The organism is Streptomyces sp. NPDC102514, assembly GCF_055584525.1.
Genome location: NZ_JBVJLW010000009.1, coordinates 147174 through 172152, shown reverse-complemented (window position 1 = coordinate 172152; position 24979 = coordinate 147174). Strand labels below are relative to the sequence as shown.

Here is a 24979-nt window from a genome sequence, read left to right as displayed (position 1 = left end):
GGCGATGACGGCTGAGCTGGTCCGGGGGCAGAACCACCCGCTCTCCCAGGCCCGACTTGAGATCCGGGTGTCGGCCGGCAAGCCGATCGTGGCCGGGGCCACGCTCAGCGACGAGCGGGGCAAGGTGCACGGAGTCGAGTGGGTGGCCCATCCGGGCTCACCCACTCTGCCGGGCATAGAGGTGTCCAAGCAGGCGGCTGCCGATCACCGGCTCGCGTGCGACCTCGACGCCCTGCCGGAGACCGTGCACCGGGTCAGCGTGCTCCTGGCCCTGCCGTCCGGAGTGGGCGGTCCGGTCCGGTTCGGGGCCGTCGCCGCCCCCTTCGTCGCGGTCACCGGACTCGACGGCTCCGAGGTCGTCAGCTACACGGTCACGGGTCTCGACGCCGAGTCGGCCGTCGTCGCTCTGGAGCTCTACCGCAGGCAGGGCGCCTGGAAGGTACGCGCGGTGGGCCAGGGATACGCGGGCGGCCTCGCCGAGCTCCTCACCGACCAGGGCCTTCCCCAGGCCCGGCAACTCGCGGGCAGCATCAACGAAGCGGTCGTCCAGGGCCTCGCGCGCTCGGTGGCCGCGCCACCGCCGCGTGCGGCCGACGGCGACCGCTCCCGGCACGCCGCGACACCCGCGCTGGGGCAGGACCAGGGCGGCTCGACGTCCCCCGGCACGCCCGGCCAGGTGTCACCGCAGCACGGACACCCAGGCGGGCAGGGATCCACGACGCCCGGCGCCGGGGCGCCGCAGCCCGCCTACCCGTCGGCTTCCGCACCGGCGGACCCGTCCGCCGTCACACAGCCCGCCGGTCCCGGAACCGGCGGCCCCGTCAACTACAGCCACCCCGGCCGGCAGGCCGCCGCACCGCCTCCGCCACCGCCGACCGCGCCCCCGGCCCAGCCGGGGCAGCCCGCACAGCCTGTGGCGGGCGACGCGACCGGCTGGTCCATGGAGGAGCGCCTGTACAACCAGGTGTGGGGCATGTTCGAGGACCTGGCCCGCACCACCGCCGCGTACCGCAGCGCCGTCGACTTCGCCGAGTCCCGCATGGAGCAGGAGCTCGACAAGGTCCTGTCCGACCCGCGCGCCCGGATCGGCGGACAGGGCGATGCCGCCCGCGAGGCGGCCCGCGCCAAGCAGGCCGAGCTGGTCGACCGGGCCAGGGAGGCGCTCGACCGCGACCTCGCCCAGCTCACCGCGGAGGCCGAGGTCGTCGAACCGGCACTGCCGCCCGCTTTTGCCCGCTGGGACAACCCCGCCTGGCACGGCTACCGCGTCCCGATGGAGATCCCCATGGCCGTGCGCCTGGGAGATCTGCACCTGCCCGAGAGCGCCGGCCTCAGCATTCCGATGCTGGTGCGGCTGCCGCTGGAGCGCGGACTGTGGATCGACAGCGGCCGTACGGGGTCCTTCGAGGGTTCGATCGCGGACTCCGACGACCTGCGCCGCCTCGCCATGGACACGGCCGTGGCGCACGCGGCACGGCTGCTCGCCGTCTACCCGGCGGGCGAATACACCGTGCACGTCATCGACGCGGCGGGCTCGGCGGCCTCGTCCCTCGCGCCACTGGTGAGCACCGGGGTCCTCGGTGCGCCGCCCGCCGTGGGCGCCGCCGGGGTGAACGAGGTACTGGCCCGGCTGACCCAGCGGGTGGACCTGGTGCAGATGGCGATCCGGGGCGGGGCGGCCGACTCACTGCCGTCCGATCTCGACCCGGCCGAGCAACTGCTGATCGTCAACGACTTCCCGCACGGCTTCGACGACCGTGCCGTGACCCAGCTGCGCTACCTCGCGGACGAGGGGCCGGCCGTCGGGGTCCACCTCATGCTGGTCGCCGACCGGGAGGACGCCGCCGTCTACGGGCCGCTGCTCGACCCGCTCTGGCGGTCTTTGCTCCGGCTCACACCGGTACCCGACGACCACCTCGCCGACCCCTGGGTCGGACACACATGGACCTACGACCCCTCAAGGGTTCCGCCGGGCAGCCGGGTGCTCCATCACGTCCTCACCCAGGTCGCGACCGCCCGCCGCTCCTGGAACCGCTGAGGTCCGCCGGGGTTCACCCGCTGAGCCCCAGCGGGTCCTCCCAAGCTTTCCCAAGGGTTCGTCAAGCTCCCTGACCAGCGAACTTGGCACTTCTTTTACCAATCTCTTTACCTTTCCTTGGTGATTGGGGTACTGTCATGAGTGCGGAGGGGAGTACTCCCTACCTACTGCGACGTACCCGTCAATACGGATCCGGCCGGATCCCGGGGCGTCGGCCCGGATAACCCCGGGCGCATCACGCGCCCCGGACACATCGGGTGGAAGAGACCTCCAGCAGCGACGACGCTGACATTTGCCGTTACGAACTGCCGGAGGCGCAGTGGATGTTTCCGTGACCCTTTGGGTCCTGACGATCGTGGGCCTAGCAGCCCTCATCGCGGTCGATTTCTTCATCGGCCGCAAACCGCACGACGTTTCCATCAAGGAAGCCGGGATCTGGACGGTCGTCTGGATCGTCCTGGCCGCGCTGTTCGGACTCGGACTGCTGCTCTTCTCCGGCGGCCAGCCTGCCGGAGAGTTCTTCGCCGGGTTCATCACCGAGAAGTCGCTGAGCGTCGACAACCTCTTCGTCTTCGTTCTGATCATGGCGAAGTTCGCAGTGCCCACGCAGTACCAGCAGCGCGTGCTGCTGATCGGCGTGCTCATCGCCCTCGTCCTGCGCGCGATCTTCATCGCCGCGGGTGCCGCGATCCTGGCGAGCTTCGCCTGGGTCTTCTACATCTTCGGCGCGTTCCTCATCTACACCGCGTGGAAGCTGATCCAGGAAGCCCGCGCCGACGACGAGGACGAGGAGTTCGAGGAGAACCGCCTGCTCAAGGCAGTCGAGCGCCGCTTCGGTGTCGCCGACCGCTACCACGGCACCAAGCTGTGGATCCAGCAGAACGGCAAGCGGGTCATGACCCCGATGCTGGTCGTGATGCTCGCCATCGGCACCACCGACGTGCTCTTCGCACTCGACTCGATCCCCGCGATCTTCGGCCTGACACAGGACCCGTACATCGTGTTCACCGCCAACGCGTTCGCGCTCATGGGTCTGCGACAGCTGTACTTCCTCATCGGCGGACTGCTCAGGAAGCTGGTCCACCTCAGTTACGGCCTGTCGGTCATCCTCGGATTCATCGGCATCAAGCTGGTGCTGCACGCGCTGCACGAGTCCGGCGTCCATGTCCCGGAGATCTCCATCCCCGTCTCCCTCGGCGTGATCTGCGGCGTCCTCGTGATCACCACGATCACCAGCCTCATGGCCTCCAAGAAGCAGGAGGCCGCGGAGGCGCAGCAGGCCGAAGGGCCCCAGAAGGGCGAAGGGACTCAGAAGGACAGCATCGACGTCTGACCGCGTCGGACGTAGAAACAACCAGCACCGGGAGCGACGCTCGGCGAATTGCCGACGACCGCTCCCGGTGCTTGCTTGTGTGCTGAGCGGTCCCCGGCCCGGGGGCGCCCGGCCGAGTGGAGGTACCCATGAAGTTCGCGCAGATCATCGACTTCGAGACCGAGCGCATCGACGAGATGCGGGAGCTGATCCGGGAGGCCGAGAAGGGCTCGGCCGGGCGCAGCGGCGGCCCCACGCACCGCACGGTCCTGCAGGACCGGAACACCCCGAACCGCTACCTCGTGGTCCTTGAGTTCGAGTCGTTCGACGAGGCGATGCGCAACAGCGAGGACCCAGGGACGACCAGGATGGCGAAGCGCATGGCGGAGCTGTGCAGCCGGCCGCCCCGGTTCACCGACTGCGACGTACGCGAGTCGTCCGAGATGAAGTAGCGACTGAACCAGCAACGGGGGCAGCAGGGGCGCCCGCGGCGGCGAGGGCCACGGGCACGGCTCCGACGCACGGCCGCAGTCGCGGATACGGACGTGGCTGCGGCCGGGGCCGCCTGCCGCCGGAGTGCGGGGCTCGCGTGAGGCTGCGACGATCGCTGCATGATCGCTCGGCTTCGGTCACTCGTGACGCAGTGGACGGCCGTCGTGCCCGTGATCGCGATCGTCCTGCTGGCCCTCACCTGGGGACGTGGCCTGCCCGGCGCGGTCGTGGCCCTGGTGACGCTGGTACTGGCCGGCGCCGTGCTGGCCGCGGTCCACCACGCCGAGGTGGTCGCCCACCGGGTCGGGGAGCCCTTCGGCTCGCTGGTCCTCGCCGTCGCCGTCACCATCATCGAGGTGGCGCTGATCGTCACCCTCATGGCGGACGGCGGGGACAAGAGCGCCACACTGGCCCGTGACACCGTTTTCGCGGCCGTCATGATCACCTGCAACGGCATCTTCGGCCTGAGCCTCCTCGTCGCCTCCCTGCGACACGGCTTGGCAGTCTTCAACGCCGAAGGCACCGGCGCCGCCCTCGCGACCGTCGCGACCCTGGCGACGCTGAGCCTGGTGCTGCCGACCTTCACCACCAGCAAGCCGGGGCCGGAGTTCTCCACGGCCCAGCTCACCTTCGCCGCGCTCTCCTCGCTCGTCCTGTACGGCATGTTCGTGGCCACGCAGACGGTGCGGCACCGTGACTACTTCCTGCCGATCACCCGGCAGGGAGAGGTCATCGACGCGGACGACCACGCCGAGACCCCGCCCTCCAGGACCGCCCTGATCAGCCTGGGCTTCCTCGGTCTGGCGCTCGTCGGCGTGGTCGGCCTCGCCAAGGGCGTCTCGCCCACCATCGAGTCCGGGGTGGAGGCGGCAGGGATGCCGCACTCCGTGGTCGGCGTGATCATCGCTCTGCTCGTCCTGCTTCCCGAGACGATCGCCGCATTGCGGTCCGCCCGACGCGACCGGGTGCAGACCAGTCTGAACCTCGCCCTCGGCTCGGCGATGGCGAGCATCGGCCTGACCATCCCGGCCGTGGCGATCGCGTCCATCTGGCTCTCCGGTCCCCTCGTTCTCGGCCTGGGCTCGACCCATATGGTGCTGCTCGCGCTGACCGTGGTGGTCAGTTCGCTCACGGTGGTCCCCGGCCGGGCGACCCCGCTTCAGGGCGGAGTCCACCTGGTGCTGTTCGCGGCATACCTGGAGCTTGCGATCAATCCGTAGGAGCCGGGAGCCGGGAGCCGGGAGCCCGTAGGTCGGAGCCCGGAGCCCGGAGCCCGGAGCACGCAGACGGGATCGGGAGCGGCGTACGCGTACCGGCGGCAGGGGCCGCGAAACCGGCCCGCGTAAACGCTTGCGCAAGCGTTTACGTGCCCACGTCGACGCCGCTCAGGTGGTCGCCGGTTCCACCGCCGCCACCTTCACGAACCGTGTCTCCGGGAGCAGTGCGAAGCAGCCGAGGCTGAGCAGCGCGATGCCCGTCAGATAGGCGGCCACGCCCCACGGGACCCGCCCGCTCTGGTCGGCGATCGCGGTCGCCACGATCGGGGTGAGCGCGCCCCCGAGCACCCCGCCCAGGTTGTAGCCCACCGCCGCGCCCGTGCAGCGCACCCGTGGCTCGTACAACTCCGGCAGATACGCGGCGATCACGGCGAACATCGTCACGAACGCGATCAGGGCCACCAGGAAGCCGAGGAACATCATCAGCGGTTCGCCCGTCGACAGCAGCGCGATCATCGGGAACATCCACACCGCGGCGCCCGCGCAGCCGGCCAGGCACAGGGGCCGCCGCCCGTAGCGGTCGCTCAGAACGGCCACCAGGGGAGTGAGCGCACCCTTCACCACGACGGCCGCCATGATGATGGCCAGCATGACGGTACGGCTCACCCCGAGCCGTTCGGTCGCATAGGCGAGGGACCAGGTCGTCACCGCGTAGAACAGCGCGTATCCCACGGAGAGCGCCCCGGCCGTCAGCAGGACGAGGCGCCAGTGGCCGCGGACCACCTCGACGAGCGGCACGCGCGCGTGGTCCTGCATTTCGAGGAACCTGGGGCTCTCGGCGAGCGAGGAGCGCAGCCACAGTCCGGCCGCCGCGAGCACGCCCGCCGCCCAGAACGGCACCCGCCAGCCCCAGGCCGCGAACTGCGCGTCGGAGAGCGTCGCCGACAAGGCCAGCACCACACCGTTGGCGAGGACGAACCCCAGTGCCGGTCCGATCTGAGGGAAGCTCGACCACAGTCCGCGACGGTCGGGGGGCGCGTGCTCGGCGGTCAGCAGCACCGCCCCGCCCCACTCCCCGCCGAGCCCGAGTCCCTGCAGAAAACGCAGCACAAGGAGCAGCACGGGAGCGGCCGTACCGATGGAGGCGTACGTCGGAACGCAGCCGACCGCGACGGTGGAGGCGCCGGTCAGCAGCAGCGAGGCGACGAGCACGGGCCGCCGGCCGTGCCGGTCCCCGATGTGCCCGAACAGGATCGAGCCGAGAGGCCGTGCCACAAACCCGACACCGAAGGTCCCGAAAGCCGCCAGGGTCCCCGCCAGCGGCGAGAACGTCGGGAAGAACAGCGGGCCGAGGACGAGCGCCGCCGCCGTCCCGTAGATGAAGAAGTCGTAGAACTCGATGGCCGTCCCGGCGAGTGCCGCCGCCGCGAGGCGCAGCATGGAAGGGGGCTTTACTGTGCGTGCACGGTGCATGCCGCGTCAACTACCCACGGTCACCATGAGTTGCGGGGGCGCGCGGGGGCCCGGGCGGCCTCGGCGCGCCCCCGTCACGCGCCGGGCACCCCAGGGGGCCGGTTCCGATGTCCACCCACCGTGATAGACCGGGTCCGAGCAGCGGTCCTGAACGGGCCGACCCATCCGATCGGACCGGAGGAACCGTGCCCCGCACCCTGGCCAGCGCCCCCATCATGATTCTCAACGGCCCCAACCTGAACCTCCTGGGCCAGCGGCAGCCGGAGATCTACGGTTCCGACACCCTCGCCGACGTCGAGGCGCTGTGCGCCAAGGCGGCGGCCTCGCACGGCGGGACGGTCGACTTCCGGCAGTCCAACCACGAGGGCGAACTGGTCGACTGGATCCACGAGGCACGCCTCGGCCACTGCGGCATCGTGATCAATCCGGGCGCCTACTCGCACACCTCCGTGGCGATCCTGGACGCTCTCAACACCTGTGACGGCCTGCCCGTGTTGGAGGTCCACATCTCCAACATCCATCAGCGCGAGGCATTCCGGCACCACTCGTACGTCTCCCTCCGCGCCGACGGTGTCATCGCGGGCTGCGGAGTGCAGGGGTACGTGTTCGGGGTGGAGCGGGTCGCGGCGCTGGCGGGGACGGGGCGGGCGGAGGCCTGACGGCCGCGCACGGGCGGTCGCCGGCCGTCGGCCGCCACGACGGACACCGGCCGATGTCAGTGGCGGGTGCCACCATCGGGACATGACCGCTCAGAGCCGTCCCGCCTCCACGATCCGGCGCAGAAAGCGCCGGGTGCGCTCCTCCCGTGGCTCGCCGAAGACCTCCTCGGCCATGCCGCGCTCCAGTACGACCCCGCCGTCGAGGAAACAGACCTGGTCCGCGACGTCCCGGGCGAAGCCCATCTCGTGCGTGGCCAGCACCATGGTCATGCCGTCCTCCTTCAAGTCCCGGACGACGTTCAGGACTTCACCCACCAGTTCCGGGTCCAGTGCGGCCGTGACCTCGTCGAGGAGCAGCAGCCGGGGGCGTACGGCCAGGGCGCGGACGATCGCGGCCCGCTGCTGCTGGCCGCCGCTCAGCCGGTCCGGGTACTCGTCGGCCTTGGCGCCCAGCCCCAGCCGGTCGAGCAGCTCACGCGCGTGTGCCTCGGCCTCCGCCCGACCCGTGCCGTGCACACGCCGCGGGGCGAGCGTGATGTTCTCCAGGACGGTCATGTGCGGGAACAGGTTGTACGCCTGGAAGACCACGCCGATACGGCGGCGCACGGCGTCCTGGTCGGCCCGCGGGTCGGTGATCTCCTCGTCGTCCAGCCAGATGGCGCCGTCGTCGATCTCCTCCAGGAGGTTCGCGCAGCGCAGCAGCGTGGACTTGCCGGAGCCGGAGGCCCCGATCAGCGCCGTCACCGTGTGCGGAGCGACCTCCAGGTCCACGTCACGCAGCACGACCGAACCACCGAAGGTCTTGCGGACGGCCTCCATACGCAGCACGGGACGCGGTACCAGTGGGGCGGGCTCCGCGGCCGTCCCGCCGATCTCCCCGCCGGTCGTCCCGCTCATATCGTTCCTCCCTGCGCGCGCCGGCGGTCCATCCGCGCCGTGACCCAGTCCGTGAAACGGGTCATCGGAATGGTCAGCGCGACGAAGACCAGTCCCGCGACGATGTACGGCGTGTAGTTGAGACTGCGGCCCACGATGATGTCCGCGGCACGCACGGCGTCGACCGCGCCGCCGATCGAGACGAGCCCGGTGTCCTTCTGCAGGGACACCAGGTCGTTGAGGAGAGGCGGCACCTGACGACGTACGGCCTGGGGGAGGACCACGTACCGCAGTGCCTGACGGTTGCTCAGCCCGAGCGAGCGTGCCGCGGCACGCTGCGAGGGGTGGACCGACTCGATGCCCGCGCGGAACACCTCGGCGACATACGCGGAGTACGTCAGGGTGAGCGCCGTGCCGCCCAGCAGCACCGGATCCACCGTGATGCCCTGCAACCGCAGCGCGGGCACGCCCAGGACCACGATCATCAGATTGATGATCAGCGGAAGACCGCGGAAGAAGTCGGTGTACGCGGCGGCCAGCGCCCGCAGCGGGAAGAACACCGGGCCGCGCAGGGTGCGGGCGACGGCGATCAGCATGCCGAGGACGAGGACCGCCACGCCGCACACCAGGAGCAGCCGGACGTTCAGCCACAGCCCTTCGAGGACCTTGGGGAACGCCTCGCGCGCGTACCGCGCGCTGAAGAACGTCTCCTTGGTGCGCGGCCAGCCGGGCGCGTTGACGACGACGAGGTAGAGGACGACGCCGGTCACCAGGGTGGAGAGCGCGGCGATCGCGGTCGCGCGCCGGGCACGGGAGCGCTTGTGGCGTTCCCGCTCGATCCGCCGCCGCGAGGGGACGTACGGATCGTGCGTGTCCCCCTCGGCAGGGTCCCCGCCGGTATCCCCGCCCGACTCCTCCTTCACGAAGGTCACTTGAGCACCGGCGCGTCCACCGCGTCGGACAGCCACTGCTTCTCGACGGCGGCGAGGGAGCCGTCCTCACGCAGGGCGTCCACGGCGTCGGTCACGCACGACGTGAGCGCACTGCCCTTGTCCAGCACGAGCCCGAACTGCTCCGGCGTGCCGCCCTGGTTCTCGAACTGCCCGACGATCCTCGCGTCCGTGACCTCGGCCGCGGTGATGTAGAACGCGGTCGGCAGGTCGACCACGATGGCGTCCACCTGCCCGTTCTTCAGCGCGGACTTGGCCTGGTCGTTCTTCGCGTACGCGGCCGGATCCTCCGTCGGCTTCACCACGTCGTCGATGTAGTCGAGGCTGGTGGTACCGACCTGGGCGCCCAGTTTGACGTCCTTCAGGTCGGCGACGCTCTTCGCCCCGGCGGCCTTGGAGCCCTTCAGCGCGACGACCGCCTGGCGTACGTCGTAGTAGCCGGACGAGAAATCGACGGCCTTCTTGCGTTCGTCGCTGATCGACACCTGGTTGATGTCGAAGTCGAAGGTCTTCTCACCGGGCGCGAAAGCCTTGTTGAAGGGCACGCTCTGCCAGACGACGTCGCCCTTGTCGTAGCCGAGCTGCTTCGCGACGGCGTACGCGACGGCCGACTCGAAGCCCTTGCCGCTCGTCGGCTTGCCGTCCTTGAACCACGGCTCGTACGCGGGCTCATCCGTCGCGATCGTCAGCTTCCCGGAGACCTCGGTGGCCAGGTCGCCCTCGGCACACGACGCTGGGGAGGACGTGTCGGCGGCCTTGTCCTCGGACTGCGGCGCACAGCCGACGGCGACGGCGAACAGAGCGACGGCGGCGGTGGTGAGAGCCCCGCGCAGGGTGCTTCGAGCAGGATGCATGGCGGGAGAGTGGCAGGGCGCGGGCCCGGCTGTCGAGGTCACGGCGACAACCGTCCGCATAGTGGGAACGGGTGTTGCAATGCTGTGAACTGGGGTGACATCGGAGGCGTTTCGCGGTTTCGGCGCCCGGGGCGGTGGCCGCCGGACGTCGGCCACCGCTGCCGGGTGGGGCCCCGGCCGAGGGCGGGGAACGAAGGGCCGGCGACCCGTCCGACGCAGGAGCCGTCATCCTGTGCGGGACTGCTCCCAGTGGACAGCGCGCTCTCGTGTGCGGGGAGCGCGCGCAGGGCGCCGGTGTGAGCGCTCGGTTCACACGGGGCGCGTGAGTCGCCGCCGCGAGCCCCGCTGTCGCGCTGGGGTCGCGTGGTGATCTGACCGTCGGTCCGCGCCGGCGCGCAGTTCCCCGCGCCCCTTCGGGGCTCGTGGTGCGGGTCGTCTACCAGCCCCGTGCGCGCCACTCCGGCAGGTGGGGCCGTTCTGCGCCCAGTGACGTGTCGCTGCCGTGGCCCGGGTACACCCAGGTCTCGTCCGGCAGCGTGCCGAAGATCTTCGTCTCGACATCGTGGATCAGACTGGCGAAGGCCTTCGGATCCTTACGTGTGTTGCCTACACCACCCGGGAAGAGGCAGTCCCCCGTGAACACATGAGGGTGGCCGTGCGGGTCGTCGTAGACCAGGGCGATCGAGCCGGGGGTGTGGCCCACCAGGTGGCGGGCGGTCAGTTCCACGTGTCCGAATCGGATCGTGTCGCCGTCCCCGACCGGTACGTCCGTCGGGACGGGGATGCCGTCGACGTCGTCCCGTCCCGCGTACGTACGCGCGCCCGTGGCCTCCACGACCTCGGCGAGGGCCTGCCAGTGGTCGCCGTGCTGATGCGTGGTCACGACGGAGGCGATTCCGTCGGCGCCGATCAGGGTGAGCAGGGTGCCTGCGTCGTTCGCCGCGTCGATCAGCAGCTGCTCGTCCGTGGCCCGACAGCGCAGCACATAGGCGTTGTTGTCCATCGGGCCGACCGCGACCTTGGAGATCATCAGGCCTTGCAGCTCGTGCACATCCGCAGGGCCGCCGACCCTCACCGCTCCGCTGTACGTCATGCCGCTCAGCCTATAGCGGGGGCAGCGCGGGAAGAGGTCCGCCCTCCGTGCGCAGAGCCGACCCCTCGCGGCGTCCCGCGAGCCAGCCGAGCAGGGCGGGTGCGGGACCGGTCACGGTGACCTCGGGGGCATCCCCTGCCTCCTTGGAGTCGCGCCCCGTGCTCCACGCGCGCGTGCCGTCCGTGACACGCGTGGAGGGGACCTCGGGATGCCCGGCGAAGCGGTCCGAGAGAAAGGCGATCTCCCGCTCCGTGAACTCGTCCGGCAGGTCCTCCAGCTCGTATCCGATGCCCAGGTCCACGTGGTGCAGCTCGACCTCGACCCACCGCCGGAACGGCACCCGGGCCGCCGAGTCGGTGACTCCGTTGCGCAGCTCCACGGTCCGTGACCAGTCGGCGGGCGCGGCCCCGGTCTCCTGGAAGCGGGCCGAGCTGTCGCGCAGGTCGACGAGCTGCGCCTTCAGGGGGCGGGGGGCGTCCCGCTCGATCTCGGCGTCCCGTGCCTGCCCGGAGGAATACATCGGCCGGCCCTCAAGGACGTTCACCAGGGCGTCCGCGTTGCGGGCGAGATGGGCCAGGACATGTCCACGGCTCCAGCCGGGCAGCCGTGACGGTTCGGTCACATCGGCGTTGTCCAGGGCGGCGACTGCGGTGTGCAGCCGTTCGGACGCGTCACGTACAGACGCCAGGTCGCGCACATGATCGTTCATGGGTCCGACGATAGCTCCGCCACACGTTCGGGTGAAGGTGGTGGACGACGTCCGCAAATCGAATGTGCGTGCTATAAGGTCGGGGGCGGCGCCGGGCATTCTTGGAAGTCCGGGATTGTTCTCATCGAGGCGAACCGAACCGGCGTTGTCAGTGGCTCCCCCTAGTCTGAGAAAAGACGTGGGGCCTCGGCCCTGTCACTTCTCTCTAGAAAGGTGCGGACCCGGCGTGGCCGACCGTCTCATCGTCCGTGGAGCGCGCGAGCACAACCTGAAGAATGTCTCGCTCGACCTTCCGCGCGACTCGCTCATCGTCTTCACGGGCCTGTCGGGGTCGGGCAAGTCCTCGCTGGCCTTCGACACGATCTTCGCCGAGGGACAGCGGCGCTACGTGGAGTCCCTGTCCTCGTACGCCCGGCAGTTCCTCGGTCAGATGGACAAGCCGGACGTGGACTTCATCGAGGGTCTCTCCCCGGCCGTCTCCATCGACCAGAAGTCGACCTCGCGCAACCCGCGCTCGACGGTCGGCACCATCACCGAGGTCTACGACTACCTGCGCCTGCTCTTCGCGCGCATCGGCAAGCCGCACTGTCCCGAGTGCGGCCGTCCCATCTCGCGCCAGTCGCCGCAGGCCATCGTCGACAAGGTCCTGGAGCTTCCGCAGGGCAGCCGTTTCCAGGTGCTCTCGCCGCTGGTCCGCGAGCGCAAGGGAGAGTTCGTCGACCTCTTCGCCGACCTCCAGACCAAGGGCTACAGCAGGGCCCGGGTCGACGGCGAGACGATCCAGCTCACCGAGCCGCCCACGCTGAAGAAGCAGGAGAAGCACACCATCGAGGTGGTCGTCGACCGCCTCACGGTCAAGGAGGGCGCCAAGCGCCGCCTGACCGACTCCGTGGAGACCGCGCTCGGCCTCTCCGGCGGCATGGTCGTGCTCGACTTCGTCGACCTCCCGGCCGACGACCCCGAGCGCGAGCGCATGTACTCGGAGCACCTGTACTGCGCGTACGACGACCTGTCCTTCGAGGAGATGGAGCCCCGCTCCTTCTCCTTCAACTCGCCCTTCGGCGCCTGCCCGGAGTGCTCGGGCATCGGCACGCGCATGGAGGTCGACGCCGAGCTGATCGTCCCGGACGAGGACAAGTCTCTCGACGAGGGCGCCATCCACCCCTGGTCGCACGGACACACCAAGGACTACTTCGCCCGCCTGGTCGGTGCCCTCGCGGACGCGCTGGGATTCCGGACCGACATCCCCTTCGCCGGTCTCCCGCAGCGTGCCAAGAAGGCCCTCCTGTACGGGCACAAGACGCAGATCGAGGTCCGCTACCGCAACCGGTACGGCAGGGAGCGCGTGTACACCACGCCCTTCGAAGGTGCCGTCCCCTTCGTGAAGCGCCGGCACAGCGAGGCCGAGAGCGACACGAGCCGCGAGCGCTTCGAGGGCTACATGCGCGAGGTGCCCTGTCCCACCTGTGAGGGCACGCGCCTCAAGCCGGTCGTCCTCGCGGTCACGGTCATGGAGAAGTCCATCGCCGAGGTCTCCGCCATGTCCATCAGCGACTGCGCGGACTTCCTGGGCAAGCTGAGGCTCGACGCACGCGACAAGAAGATCGCCGAGCGGGTGCTGAAGGAGGTCAACGAACGGCTGCGGTTCCTGGTCGACGTCGGCCTCGACTACCTGTCACTGAACCGCGCCGCGGGCACCCTCTCGGGCGGCGAGGCGCAGCGCATCCGGCTGGCCACCCAGATCGGCTCCGGCCTCGTGGGCGTCCTGTACGTCCTCGACGAGCCCTCCATCGGACTGCACCAGCGGGACAACCACCGCCTCATCGAGACGCTGGTCCGGTTGCGCGACATGGGCAACACCCTCATCGTCGTCGAGCACGACGAGGACACCATCAAGGTCGCCGACTGGATCGTCGACATCGGTCCCGGCGCGGGCGAGCACGGCGGCCACGTCGTGCACAGCGGTTCCCTGAAGGAGCTCCTCGCCAACGAGGAGTCCCAGACCGGTCAGTACCTGTCCGGCAAGAAGGCCATCCCGCTGCCCGACGTCCGGCGCCCGCGCGACCCCTCCCGGCAGCTCACGGTGCACGGAGCCCGCGAGAACAACCTCCGGGACATCGACGTGTCGTTCCCGCTGGGCATCCTCACGGCCGTCACGGGTGTCTCCGGCTCCGGCAAGTCGACGCTGGTCAACGACATCCTGTACACGCACCTGGCCCGCGAGCTGAACGGCGCGAGGAGCGTTCCCGGCCGCCACACGCGCGTGGAGGGCGACGACCTCGTCGACAAGGTCGTGCACGTCGACCAGTCGCCCATCGGCCGTACCCCCCGGTCGAACCCGGCGACGTACACCGGTGTCTTCGACCACGTCCGCAAGCTGTTCGCCGAGACCACCGAGGCGAAGGTCCGCGGCTATCTGCCCGGCCGCTTCTCCTTCAACGTCAAGGGCGGCCGCTGCGAGAACTGCTCGGGCGACGGCACGATCAAGATCGAGATGAACTTCCTGCCGGACGTGTACGTCCCGTGCGAGGTCTGCCACGGTGCGCGCTACAACCGGGAGACCCTGGACGTCCACTACAAGGGCAAGTCCATCGCCGACGTCCTGAACATGCCGATCGAGGAAGCCATGAACTTCTTCGAGGCGGTGCCGGGGATCTCCCGTCACCTCAGGACGTTGAACGACGTCGGCCTCGGCTATGTACGGCTCGGCCAGTCCGCGACGACCCTGTCCGGCGGCGAGGCGCAGCGTGTGAAGCTCGCCAGTGAACTCCAGAAGAGGTCCACCGGGCGCACGGTGTACGTCCTCGACGAGCCGACCACCGGTCTGCACTTCGAGGACATCAGCAAGCTGCTCGTCGTGCTGTCCGGCCTGGTCGAGAAGGGCAACACGGTCATCGTCATCGAGCACAACCTCGATGTGATCAAGACCGCCGACTGGGTCGTCGACATGGGTCCCGAGGGTGGTGCGGGCGGCGGCATCGTCGTCGCCGAGGGCACGCCCGAGGAGGTGGCCGGGGTGTCGACCAGCCACACGGGCAAGTTCCTGCAGGAGGTCCTGGGCGCCGAGCGCGTCAGCGACGCCTCGCAGGCGAAGCCTGTGCGCAAGGCGACCGCCAAGAAGGCTGTGGCGGCCACGGCGACGACCCGGAAGACGGCGACGGCCAAGACCACGACGACGAAGGCTGCGGCGACGAAGGCCGCGGCGGTCAAGACCACCGTGGCCAAGGGGGCCAACGGGACGGCCGCCAAGAAGGCGGCTGCCGTCAAGAAGGCGACCCCGGCGAAGAAGACTGCTCGGGCCCGCAAGGCCTGAACCGGGTAGTCGGCCCGGCTTCAGGGCCGTGTGGTCCTGTACGTCGTCAGCGTCAGCTTCGGTGTCACCGTCACGCGCCGCGCCCCACGGGAAAGTCCGTGGGGCGTGGCGCGTTGCGTAATCGAGGCGGGTGTTCGGCCCCAGGGCCAAGGCCAAGGGGGTGCCGGGGCAGGCCGTCTTGTACCCGCGGGCACGGCGTGGCTGATCGCGCCGTTCCCCGCGCCCCTTTCGGGGCGCTCGCGCCGTTCCTCCGCTCCCTCGGGACGCCACCGACGTCGCTCAGAAGGTGTTCAGTTCATGGGCGTACGGCGGTTCCGCGCCTGCTCGGGAGCAGGTGATTGCCGCGGCCCTGGCGGCGAAGCGCAGCAGCTCGCCCCAGCCGTCGGCCCCCAGGCCGGCCGGTCCCGCGTCGGACAGCGCGTCGCGGGCGGCGAGGCCGTGCAGCAGCGCCGCGTTCACCGTGTCGCCCGCGCCGATCGTGTCCACCACGTCGACCGGTTCGCCCGGCACGGAGTACTCGCCGCCGTCGCGGGTGAAGGCGGTCAGCCCGTCGCCGCCCCGGGTGATCACGACGGCCGAGGGGCCGGAGGCCAGCCACTCGCGCGGGGTGCCGCCCAGCCAGCGGGCGTCCTCCTCGGACAGCTTGAGCAGCGACACCGAGGGCAGCCAGCTCTTGAACCGCGCCCGATAGGCGTCCGGGTCCGGGATGAGTCCCGCGCGGATGTTCGGATCCAGCGTGGTGAACACCCCTTGGGCGGACGCGCTCCGCATCAGCTCCTCGTACGCGCTCGCACCCGGCTCCAGGACGAGCGAACAGGTACCGAAAGACACCGCTCGCGTTCCGTCAGGGAGTCGGTCGGGCGCCGAGAACAACCGGTCCGCGGTGCCCTCGACATAGAAGGAGTACGCGGCCGAGCCGTCCGCGGCGATGGACGCGACGGCCAGGGTCGTGGGCTCGGCGCCCCGCTGCACGGACGACACGTCGACGCCCGCCTCACGCAGCCCCCCGACCAGGGCCTCACCGAAGGCGTCGGTCGAGATCCGGGAGCAGAAGGCGGTGCCGGAGCCGAGCCGGCCCAGCGCGACCGCCGTGTTGTACGGGCCGCCGCCGCGGCGCGGGGCGAGCGGGGCGAGCGCGCCCGACTCACTGGGCACCAGGTCGATCAGGGCCTCACCGGCGACGACGATCACGAGTCGGTTCCTTTCTCGGGGCAGCTCTCGGGGCACCCGCACGAGGTGCGGTGGATGAAGGCGGAGGGCAGCCGGACCGTACGGGCGGGCCGGCCGGGGGAGTCCAGCCGTTCCAGCAGCAGCCGTACGGCCTGGGCGCCGATCTCCTTGCTGGGCTGGGAGATCGCGGTGAGCCGGGGCGAGAAGAGGTCCGCCCAGGAGAAGTCGTCGAAGCAGCACAGGGCCAGATCGCCGGGCACGGACACACCCCGCGCGCGGACGGCCCGCAGCGCGCCGATGGTCATCGCGTTGTTGGCGGTGATCAGCGCCGTCGGCGGTGCCGGGAGGGACAGCAGGGCCTCGGTCGCGCGCTCGGCGCCCGCCGCCTCCGAGTTGCCGGGAATGACGAGCCGTTCCTCGTAGGGGAGGCCCGCGCCGGCCAGGCCGAGCCGGTAGCCGGTGATGCGCTCGCTCGTCGTACTGAGGCCCGCGAGGCCCGCGACCAGGCCGATCCTCCGGTGGCCCAGTTCGGCGAGGTGGGTGACCAGGTGGGTGACGGGCTCGGTGTTCTCCGCGGACACCTGGTCGAACGTGAAGCCGGGCGCCGGGACGTCGTCGACCAGCCGGTCCAGGAACACCGTCGGTACGCCGTGCCGTCCGAGGTAGCCGATCAGATCCTGAGGTTCCGCGGAGGGCGCGACGATCATGCCGTCCACGCGCCGCTCGTGCAGCAGCTGGACCACCTTGCGCTCATGGACCGGGTCGTCGTGCGGATCCGCGATCAACAGGCTGTAACCGTGCTCCAGAGCGCTCGCCTCCACACCCTGGAGGATCTCCGTGAAGTAGGGGTTGCTGATCGCCGACACCGCGAGCCCGATGGACCGGGTGCGCGCGGTGACCAGGGATCTGGCCAGGCCGTTCGGGGTGTAGCCGAGTGTCTCGATGGCGTCGAGGACCGCTTGGCGTGTGTGCGGGAGCACCGGGCGCGTGTCGTTGAGCACGTGCGAGACCGTCGCGACGGACACGCCCGCGTGCCGGGCCACGTCGGCCATCGTCGCCATACCGTCTCCTCAGTACCTTCTCCGGAGGCCCCGGAACCGGCGGCCCGCCCGCGAAAGTACCCCATTCGACAGAGCACGTAAACGCTTACGCAAGCGTTTACGTGTCGAAGAGGGAAGGGGCGCTCACTCCCAGTCCCACCCGATCCCCACGATCCCCGACCGCACCCGCTGCTCGACCATGTGGACCGAGCGGTGGTGGCCGCTCAGGGGCAGTTCCCGGCAGCCGCTGCGGGGCGCCGCCGCCGAGTGCTGGGCGAAGCGGTGGCAGCGCACGGGCAGTGTCCCCTCGGAGAACCGCACCTCAAGGGCGTACTGCCCGCCGGAGAAGCCGAACCCGCGGACGTACTCGCCGGACGCGCCCGCCGTGCCGTCCTCGACGCCGTAGCGGAACAGGAAGGTGTCACCCGCCCGCAACAGCGTGTCGAAGAGGAGCTCGGCCACGAGCACGCCGGTCTCGTGGTGCCAGAGCACGCGTCCTGTGCGGCAGTTCTCCAGGGCGTGCACGGTCATACGGTCCGGGGCGCAGCCGGGATCGCCGTGGTGGACGGCCACATAGCGGTCGACGCCGTCCTTGTGGGCGCGCACGATGTGCTGGGAGTCGCGCCCCACCAGCTCGCGGCGGGCGCCGATCCGTACCCGTTCGTGCTGGCCGATGGCGAGCAGTCCGCCGTCGAGCGGTGAGTCGAGTTCGGCCAGCAGCTTCTCCAGGGCTCCGGAGGCCTCGACCAGCGAGCGGTACGAGCGCGCCGAGGGGCGTTCCGCGGCGGCGTGCTCGTCGGCCGCCGTGAGCAGGCGGATCAGCGACTCGTCCGGCAGCTGGAGTATCTCCTCCAGAGCGCGCACCGCCCGCAGGGACTCGGCCCGCTGGGGGCGCCGGGCGCCCTGCTGCCAGTAGCTCAGGCTCGTCACGCCGACCTTGACCCCGTACCGCGTCAGATGGTGCTGTACGCGCTGCAGCGGCAGTCCGCGGGCGGTGATCGCGGCGCGCAGCGCGATATGGAAGGGGCCGGTCCGCAGCGCCGAGTCCAGTTCCGCCGCGACGACGTCCACGTCCGCGTCCTGTGTGCCGTGCCGCATGCAGGGGCCCTTCTTTTGTAGCTCACAACGGCTGGTCGGGCCGTTCGCACTGCTGGAGGGGCCGCCCCGGTCGGCGTACGGGGGATGGGCACATGCGTACGCCGTGGTTCCCGGCCCAAGTAATCCCGCATTGAAGCCTGTTGACCAGGCCCGGACAACACCTGATGCGCAACTTCGCCGTCACCGGCGCTTTCGGGCGCGTACGTGCGGAGGCCGGGCGGGCGCCGGGCCGAGCGGTGGCCCAAGGCCGGCGGGGATCACGGGCGGCCACGGCGAGGCGCCCTCAGGAGGCGGGCCGCGAGTCCTTGCCCGGACATGCGGCGGCCCGGAGCGCGGGCGGTGGGGGTCCGACGCGAGTGCGTCCTGGACCCGGTGGCACGCGTGCGCTCCGGGCTGCCTTCGTGCTTCGGGACGGCGGGGTGGCCGTCCGGCTCAGGGGCGGGCGTCCCCGGCGGGCTGCGTCGACCGCAGGCGCTTGGCGCGCACGATGTCGGGGTCGCGGGGGTCGAGGCCGGACAGCAGGCTGTCGCCGAACTGCTCCTCGTCCTGGTACGGGCGGACCCGGACCGACCGCCGTGTCTTCTCGATCCGTGTCTGTCGCATCTTCCGCAGCCCTTCGGTCATCGACCCGACGCCCTTGTCCGGGGCGGTGGATCCACCTGCATCTGCATTGCTAAGAGCATTGCCCCGAATTGTCTTCGTGTCGTCACGGCCAGCCCCCGAAACAGGTTCCGGTCCACCTCAATTGCCCACCTCCAGCCAGCCGTAACCGTCCACGTCCGAAGGGGTGTTGGGCGAGGGCCGCGACGGTGTGCCCCCGGGCGGCTGCGGCATCGGCCGGTCGAGGGGGCGGGAAGGGCGCCGGCGGGCCGGCCGCGACGCGTTGATCGGTGCGCGCCGGGCGGCCTCCGGCGGCGGACCTGGGCCGGACCGGAGCCCGGGGCGGTCCGGATCGGGCCCGGCCGGGGGACGGCGGGCCGTCGCGCTGTCACACCCCGCCAGTAGGGTGTGAGACATGGCCGACCCCTCCAGCTACCGCCCCAAGCCGGGACAGATCCCCGACTCGCCAGGGGTCTACAGATTCCGCGACGAGCACCGCCGGGTGATCTACGTCGGGAAGGCGAAGAGCCTGCGCCAGCGCCTGGCCAGCTACTTCCAGGACCTCTCCAACCTCCACCCGCGTACGCGCACGATGGTCACCACGGCCGCGTCGGTGGAGTGGACCGTGGTGTCCACGGAGGTCGAGGCGCTCCAGCTGGAGTACTCCTGGATCAAGGAGTACGACCCCCGGTTCAACGTGAAGTACCGCGACGACAAGAGTTACCCCTACCTCGCGGTCACCATGAACGAGCGTTATCCGCGCGTGCAGGTGATGCGCGGCCAGAAGAAGAAGGGCGTGCGCTACTTCGGTCCCTACGGGCACGCGTGGGCGATCCGCGACACCGTGGACCTGCTGCTGCGCGTCTTCCCCGTCCGGACGTGCTCCGCGGGCGTGTTCAAGAACGCCGAGCGGACGGGCCGCCCCTGTCTGCTGGGCTACATCGGCAAGTGCTCCGCCCCCTGCGTCGGGCGGGTCTCGCCCGAGGAGCACCGTGAACTCGCCGAGGAGTTCAGCGACTTCATGACCGGCCGCACGGGCACGTACATCCGCCGTCTGGAGCGGCAGATGACGGACGCCGCCGAGGACATGGAGTACGAGCGGGCCGGCCGGCTGCGCGACGACATCGGGGCCCTGAAGAAGGCCATGGAGAAGAGCGCCGTCGTGCTCGCCGACGCGACGGACGCCGACCTGATCGCACTGGCCGAGGACGAGCTGGAAGCCGCCGTGCAGATCTTCCACGTACGCGGCGGGCGGGTGCGCGGCCAGCGCGGCTGGGTCACCGACAAGGTCGAGGCGGTCACCACGGGCGACCTGGTCGAGCACGCGCTCCAGCAGCTGTACGGGGAGGAGACCGGCGACTCCGTACCGAAGGAGGTACTCGTCCCGGCGCTCCCCGACCCCGTGGAGCCCGTCCAGGAGTGGCTCACCGAGCGGCGCGGGTCGAACGTGTCGCTGCGGATCCCGCAGCGCGGCGACAAGAAGGCCCTCATGGAGACGGTCGAGCGCAACGCCCTGCATTCGCTCGCCCTCCACAAGACCAAGCGCGCCTCCGACCTGACGACCCGCTCCCGCGCGCTGGAGGAGATCGCCGAGGCCCTCGGCCTGGACAGCGCCCCCCTGCGGGTCGAGTGCTACGACATCTCGCATCTCCAGGGCGACGACGTCGTGGCGTCGATGGTCGTCTTCGAGGACGGGCTGAGCCGCAAGAGCGAGTACCGCCGCTTCCAGATCAAGAGCTTCGAGGGCCAGGACGACGTCCGCTCCATGCACGAGGTGATCACCCGCCGCTTCAGGCGGTACCTCGGCGAGAAGGAGAAGACCGGCGAGTGGGCCGACGAGGAGGCGACGAGTCTCACCGAGGAGGACGGGCGGCCCAAGCGTTTCGCGTACCCGCCGCAGCTGGTCGTCGTCGACGGCGGCAAGCCGCAGGTCGCGGCGGCCCAGCGGGCCCTGGACGAGCTGGGCATCGACGACATCGCCGTCTGCGGCCTCGCCAAGCGCCTCGAAGAGGTCTGGCTGCCCGGCGACGACGACCCGGTGGTACTGCCACGTACCAGTGAAGGGCTCTATCTTCTTCAGCGTGTGCGCGACGAGGCGCACCGCTTCGCGATCACCTACCAGCGCACCAAGCGGGCCCGGCGCTTCAGGGCGAGCCCGCTCGACGACGTGGCGGGGCTCGGTGAGACGCGCAAGCAGGCATTGATCAAGCATTTCGGTTCGGTGAAAAAGCTGCGATCCGCGACAATCGACCAGATCTGCGAGGTTCCCGGCATAGGCCGTAAGACGGCCGAGTCGATCGCCGTGGCCTTCGCTCAGGCGGCCCCGGTGGCTCCCGCCGTGAACACCGCGACTGGAGAGATCATGGAAGACGAGGATCACGTGGAGGACGCGGCACCCGAAACGACGGCGGGTGTCGCAGAGGAGCCCGTGTCCGCGGGCGCCTCGGACGAGCGACGGGGGCAGGAAAGATGACCGAGAACGAGCAGGAAGAACCGCGGCGGACGGCGGCGCCCGACATGGTCGGCGGAGCCGACGGGGCGGAACAGACGGACGCGGCGGAACACGAAGACGGAGCGGAAGTGAACACGGGCACGACCATCGACAAGGCAGGCGTCGCCGAGGCGGCCATCCCGGAGCTGGTGATCATCTCCGGGATGTCGGGCGCGGGCCGGTCCACCGCCGCCAAGTGTCTGGAGGACCTGGGCTGGTTCGTCGTCGACAACCTGCCGCCCGCACTGATCCCCACCATGGTGGAGCTCGGCGCGCGCTCGCAGGGGAACGTGGCACGCATCGCGGTCGTCGTCGACGTCCGCGGCCGCCGCTTCTTCGACAACCTGCGCGAATCCCTCGCCGACCTGGAGACCAAGCACGTCACCCGGCGGATCGTCTTCCTGGAGTCCTCGGACGACGCCCTGGTGCGCCGCTTCGAGGGAGTGCGCCGGCCGCACCCGCTCCAGGGCGACGGCCGCATCGTCGACGGCATCGCCGCCGAACGCGAACTGCTGCGCGAGCTGCGCGGTGACGCCGACCTGGTGATCGACACCTCCAGCCTGAACGTGCACGAGCTGCGCGCCAAGATGGACGCCCAGTTCGCCGGGGAGGAGGAGCCCGAGCTGCGGGCCACCGTCATGTCCTTCGGCTTCAAGTACGGCCTGCCGGTCGACGCCGACCTGGTCGTGGACATGCGGTTCCTGCCCAACCCGCACTGGGTTCCGGAGCTGCGCCAGTACACCGGCCTCAACGAGGAGGTGGCCGGGTACGTCTTCAACCAGCCCGGCGCCAAGGAGTTCCTGGACCGGTACGCCGAGCTGCTGCAGCTCATCCGGACGGGCTACCGCCGCGAGGGCAAGCGCTACGTGACCATCGCGGTCGGCTGCACCGGCGGCAAGCACCGCTCCGTCGCCATGTCGGAGAAGCTCGCGGCCCGCCTGGTGTCCGAGGGAGTGGAGACGGTCGTCGTCCACCGGGACATGGGCCGCGAATGACACGACGTTCTCTGCGGCTGGACCGGCTGCGGCGAGGCGGTATCGACGGGCGCGGCATCGACGGGCCCGGCGGCAGGCCCGTCGACGCCCGCGGTGCCAAGCCCGCCAAACCCGCCGAGGCCCGCGGCGCGAAGCCGCGGCGCCGCGGCGCCCAGCCCAAGGTCGTCGCGCTGGGCGGGGGCATGGGCCTGTCCGCCTCGCTCGCCGCCCTGCGCCGCATCACCGGAGACCTCACCGCCGTCGTCACGGTCGCGGACGACGGCGGCTCCAGTGGCCGTTTGCGCGACGAGCTGGGCGTGCTGCCGCCCGGTGACCTGCGCAAGGCGCTGGCCGCGCTGTGCGGCGACGACGAATGGGGCCAGACCTGGGCCCGGGTCATCCAGCACCGCTTCCAGTCCCAGGGCGAACTGCACGAGCACGCGGTCGGCAATCTGCTGATCGTCGCCCTGTGGGAACAGCTCGGCGACCACGTCCAGGCGCTCGACCTGGTCGGCAGGCTGCTGGGCGCGCACGGGCGGGTCCTGCCCATGTCCGCCGTACCCCTGGAGCTCCAGGCGCTCGTCAAGGGCCACGACCCGGACCGGCCCGAGGACGTCGACACCGTACGGGGCCAGGCGACCGTGGCGCTCACCCCCGGCGAGGTGCAGTCCGTGCACCTCGTGCCGCACGACCCGCCGGCGGTCCCCGAGGCCGTCGCCGCGGTCCTCGACGCCGACTGGGTGGTCCTCGGTCCCGGCTCCTGGTTCTCCTCCGTGATCCCCCATCTGCTCGTGCCCGAACTGCTCGACGCCCTCACCGAGACGAAGGCGCGCCGGGTCCTCCCGCTGAACCTCGCTCCGCAGCCCGGAGAAACAGAAGGCTTCTCCCCGCAGCGTCATTTGGAGGTTTTGGGACGACACGCCCCTAAACTCGCCCTGGACGTGGTGTTGGCCGACGAGGCCGCCGTGCCCGACCGCGAGATACTCGCCGATGCCGCCAAGCGGTTCGGCGCGGCGGTCGAGCTGGCGCCGGTGGCCAGGACCGACGGGACTCCGAGGCACGATCCGGAGCTGTTGGCCGCCGCGTACGACCGTATTTTTCGGATGCATGGAAGGATCGGCCCATGGCGATGACGGCAGCGGTGAAGGATGAGATCTCCCGGCTTCCCGTCACCCGGACCTGCTGCAGAAAGGCGGAGGTCTCCGCCATCCTGCGGTTCGCGGGCGGCCTTCACCTGGTGAGCGGCCGGATCGTGATCGAGGCGGAGCTGGACACCGCGATGGCGGCGCGCCGGTTGAAGCGGGACATTCTTGAGATTTTCGGCCACAGTTCCGAGCTGATCGTGATGGCGCCGGGCGGGTTGCGCCGCGGTTCTCGTTACGTCGTCCGGGTGGTCGCGGGCGGTGACCAGCTGGCCCGCCAGACCGGGCTCGTGGACGGCCGTGGGCGCCCGATCCGGGGTCTGCCGCCACAGGTGGTCTCGGGGGCCACCTGTGACGCCGAGGCGGCCTGGCGCGGGGCCTTCCTGGCCCACGGCTCGCTCACCGAGCCCGGGCGTTCGTCCTCGCTGGAGGTGACCTGCCCGGGGCCGGAGGCGGCGCTCGCGCTGGTCGGGGCGGCCCGGCGGCTGTCGATCGCGGCGAAGGCGCGTGAGGTGCGCGGTGTGGACCGGGTCGTCGTACGGGACGGGGACGCCATCGGGGCGCTGCTGACGCGGCTCGGGGCGCACGAGTCGGTACTGGCGTGGGAGGAGCGGCGGATGCGGCGTGAGGTTCGCGCCACGGCGAATCGTCTCGCCAACTTCGACGACGCGAATCTTCGGCGGTCGGCTCGGGCGGCGGTGGCCGCGGGGGCGCGGGTGCAGCGGGCTCTGGAGATTCTCGCGGACGAGGTTCCCGAGCATCTCGCTGCCGCTGGGCGGTTGCGGATGGAGCACAAGCAGGCGTCGCTCGAGGAGTTGGGGGCTCTTGCTGAGCCGCCGCTTACCAAGGACGCTGTGGCGGGGCGTATTCGGCGGCTGCTCGCCATGGCCGACAAGCGGGCGCAGGATCTTGGGATTCCTGGGACGGAGTCCACCCTGAGTGAAGAGATGGCCGACAACTTGGTGGGTTGACGTCTGTCGGCTGACGTCTGTCGGCCGGTGGTTGCTGGTTGCGCCGTTCCCCGCGCCCCTGGGGGTGGGGGTTCGAGTGTGTGGTCGGCTTTCGGCTGTACTGGGCTGAGCGCGCCGTTCCCCGCGCCCCTGAGGTGAGTGGGGGTTCGGGTTTTCGGTCGGCCGTCGGTCGATGTGGGTTGCTCGCGCAGTTCCTCGCGCCCCTGGGGTGGGTGGGGGTGCGTGTGGGTCGTCGGGCTTCGGCCGTTCTGGGCTGAGCGCGCAGTTCCCCGCGCCCCTGGGTGGGCCGGGGTCGGCCCCGATCACGATGGTTCGCCCCCCGGGGGCCAACGACTGCAACCCAGCCATGCACTTCACCCGAACCCCGACCCACCTAGGGGCACAGACACACGCAAGCCCCCGCCCACCTAAGGGGCGCGAGGAACGGCGCGAGCAACCCCCTGCGGCCCGCGCATGCCCCTCCACCCGCGGATGCCCCGACCCCGCCCGCGCTCGGCAGCGCACCTG

Annotated in this window: 20 protein-coding genes; 10 read left to right on the top strand and 10 right to left on the bottom strand. The window is 70.6% G+C overall.

Features of this window, described 5'->3' with window-relative positions:
- Window positions 1-4: 4 nt before the first annotated feature.
- The 4 genes from ACZ60E_RS23860 (at window position 5) to ACZ60E_RS23845 (ending at window position 5062) form a co-directional block, all read left to right on the top strand.
- Entirely contained in the window at window positions 5-2038 is a 2034-nt protein-coding gene (locus tag ACZ60E_RS23860) for a TerD family protein (protein ID WP_469442948.1), read from the top strand.
- 319 nt (window positions 2039-2357) lie between these two features.
- Window positions 2358-3371 (top strand): TerC family protein, encoded by a 1014-nt coding sequence (locus ACZ60E_RS23855; RefSeq protein ID WP_384809611.1) that lies wholly within the window; start codon window positions 2358-2360, stop codon window positions 3369-3371.
- Between the two features lie 128 nt (window positions 3372-3499).
- A complete protein-coding gene (locus ACZ60E_RS23850) occupies window positions 3500-3802 on the top strand; it encodes a hypothetical protein (RefSeq protein ID WP_469442945.1) in 303 nt (100 codons plus the stop codon).
- A 159-nt stretch (window positions 3803-3961) separates the two neighbouring features.
- The gene (locus ACZ60E_RS23845; RefSeq protein ID WP_384809607.1) at window positions 3962-5062 is read left to right on the top strand and encodes a calcium:cation antiporter; all 1101 of its coding nucleotides are present in this window, start codon (window positions 3962-3964) and stop codon (window positions 5060-5062) included.
- A gap of 165 nt (window positions 5063-5227) precedes the next feature.
- Here ACZ60E_RS23845 and ACZ60E_RS23840 read toward each other — a convergent pair whose 3' ends face one another.
- On the bottom strand, window positions 5228-6499 hold the full coding sequence (locus tag ACZ60E_RS23840) for an MFS transporter (RefSeq protein WP_469442941.1): 1272 nt from the start codon (window positions 6497-6499) through the stop codon (window positions 5228-5230).
- 218 nt (window positions 6500-6717) lie between these two features.
- On the opposite strand from ACZ60E_RS23840, the gene aroQ reads away from it, so the two are divergent.
- Window positions 6718-7191, top strand: coding sequence for a type II 3-dehydroquinate dehydratase (gene aroQ, locus ACZ60E_RS23835; protein WP_384809603.1), 474 nt, complete (start codon window positions 6718-6720; stop codon window positions 7189-7191).
- 90 nt (window positions 7192-7281) lie between these two features.
- Here the strand turns inward: aroQ and ACZ60E_RS23830 are convergent, their stop codons facing one another.
- From ACZ60E_RS23830 to ACZ60E_RS23810, 5 genes are all read right to left on the bottom strand, one after another.
- On the bottom strand, window positions 7282-8010 hold the full coding sequence (locus ACZ60E_RS23830) for an amino acid ABC transporter ATP-binding protein (RefSeq protein WP_469443157.1): 729 nt from the start codon (window positions 8008-8010) through the stop codon (window positions 7282-7284).
- 74 nt (window positions 8011-8084) lie between these two features.
- Window positions 8085-8999, bottom strand: a complete 915-nt coding sequence (locus tag ACZ60E_RS23825) for an amino acid ABC transporter permease (RefSeq protein WP_469442940.1) — start codon at window positions 8997-8999, stop codon at window positions 8085-8087.
- Window positions 8996-9871 (bottom strand): ABC transporter substrate-binding protein, encoded by an 876-nt coding sequence (locus tag ACZ60E_RS23820; RefSeq protein WP_469442938.1) that lies wholly within the window; start codon window positions 9869-9871, stop codon window positions 8996-8998. Before ACZ60E_RS23820 ends, ACZ60E_RS23825 begins: the two co-directional genes overlap by 4 nt.
- A gap of 436 nt (window positions 9872-10307) precedes the next feature.
- Window positions 10308-10964, bottom strand: a complete 657-nt coding sequence (locus ACZ60E_RS23815) for an MBL fold metallo-hydrolase (RefSeq protein WP_384809597.1) — start codon at window positions 10962-10964, stop codon at window positions 10308-10310.
- 10 nt (window positions 10965-10974) lie between these two features.
- A complete protein-coding gene (locus ACZ60E_RS23810; protein WP_384809595.1) occupies window positions 10975-11673 on the bottom strand; it encodes a maleylpyruvate isomerase family mycothiol-dependent enzyme in 699 nt (232 codons plus the stop codon).
- Window positions 11674-11899: 226 nt separating this feature from the next.
- On the opposite strand from ACZ60E_RS23810, the gene uvrA reads away from it, so the two are divergent.
- On the top strand, window positions 11900-14986 hold the full coding sequence (gene uvrA, locus ACZ60E_RS23805) for an excinuclease ABC subunit UvrA (protein WP_469442936.1): 3087 nt from the start codon (window positions 11900-11902) through the stop codon (window positions 14984-14986).
- Between the two features lie 279 nt (window positions 14987-15265).
- Here the strand turns inward: uvrA and ACZ60E_RS23800 are convergent, their stop codons facing one another.
- From ACZ60E_RS23800 to ACZ60E_RS23785, 4 genes are all read right to left on the bottom strand, one after another.
- Entirely contained in the window at window positions 15266-16177 is a 912-nt protein-coding gene (locus tag ACZ60E_RS23800; RefSeq protein WP_469442934.1) for a carbohydrate kinase family protein, read from the bottom strand.
- Window positions 16174-17217 carry a LacI family DNA-binding transcriptional regulator gene (locus ACZ60E_RS23795; protein ID WP_469442931.1) on the bottom strand — a complete coding sequence of 348 codons (1044 nt, stop codon included), beginning with the start codon at window positions 17215-17217 and terminating at the stop codon, window positions 16174-16176. The genes ACZ60E_RS23800 and ACZ60E_RS23795 overlap by 4 nt, the downstream gene beginning before the upstream one ends.
- A 123-nt stretch (window positions 17218-17340) precedes the next feature.
- On the bottom strand, window positions 17341-18294 hold the full coding sequence (locus tag ACZ60E_RS23790) for a hypothetical protein (protein WP_453792712.1): 954 nt from the start codon (window positions 18292-18294) through the stop codon (window positions 17341-17343).
- A gap of 432 nt (window positions 18295-18726) precedes the next feature.
- Window positions 18727-18897, bottom strand: a complete 171-nt coding sequence (locus ACZ60E_RS23785) for a hypothetical protein (protein ID WP_384809585.1) — start codon at window positions 18895-18897, stop codon at window positions 18727-18729.
- 412 nt (window positions 18898-19309) lie between these two features.
- Here ACZ60E_RS23785 and uvrC point away from each other — a divergent pair, with 412 nt between their 5' ends.
- From uvrC to whiA, 4 genes are read left to right on the top strand one after another with little or no spacing between them, the layout of a single operon-like run.
- Entirely contained in the window at window positions 19310-21367 is a 2058-nt protein-coding gene (gene uvrC, locus ACZ60E_RS23780) for an excinuclease ABC subunit UvrC (RefSeq protein ID WP_469442928.1), read from the top strand.
- 44 nt (window positions 21368-21411) lie between these two features.
- Window positions 21412-22380 (top strand): RNase adapter RapZ, encoded by a 969-nt coding sequence (rapZ, locus tag ACZ60E_RS23775; protein WP_469443156.1) that lies wholly within the window; start codon window positions 21412-21414, stop codon window positions 22378-22380.
- A complete protein-coding gene (locus tag ACZ60E_RS23770; protein WP_384809581.1) occupies window positions 22377-23492 on the top strand; it encodes a gluconeogenesis factor YvcK family protein in 1116 nt (371 codons plus the stop codon). Before rapZ ends, ACZ60E_RS23770 begins: the two co-directional genes overlap by 4 nt.
- Entirely contained in the window at window positions 23483-24472 is a 990-nt protein-coding gene (gene whiA / locus ACZ60E_RS23765; RefSeq protein WP_107017634.1) for a DNA-binding protein WhiA, read from the top strand. Before ACZ60E_RS23770 ends, whiA begins: the two co-directional genes overlap by 10 nt.
- Window positions 24473-24979: the final 507 nt, after the last annotated feature.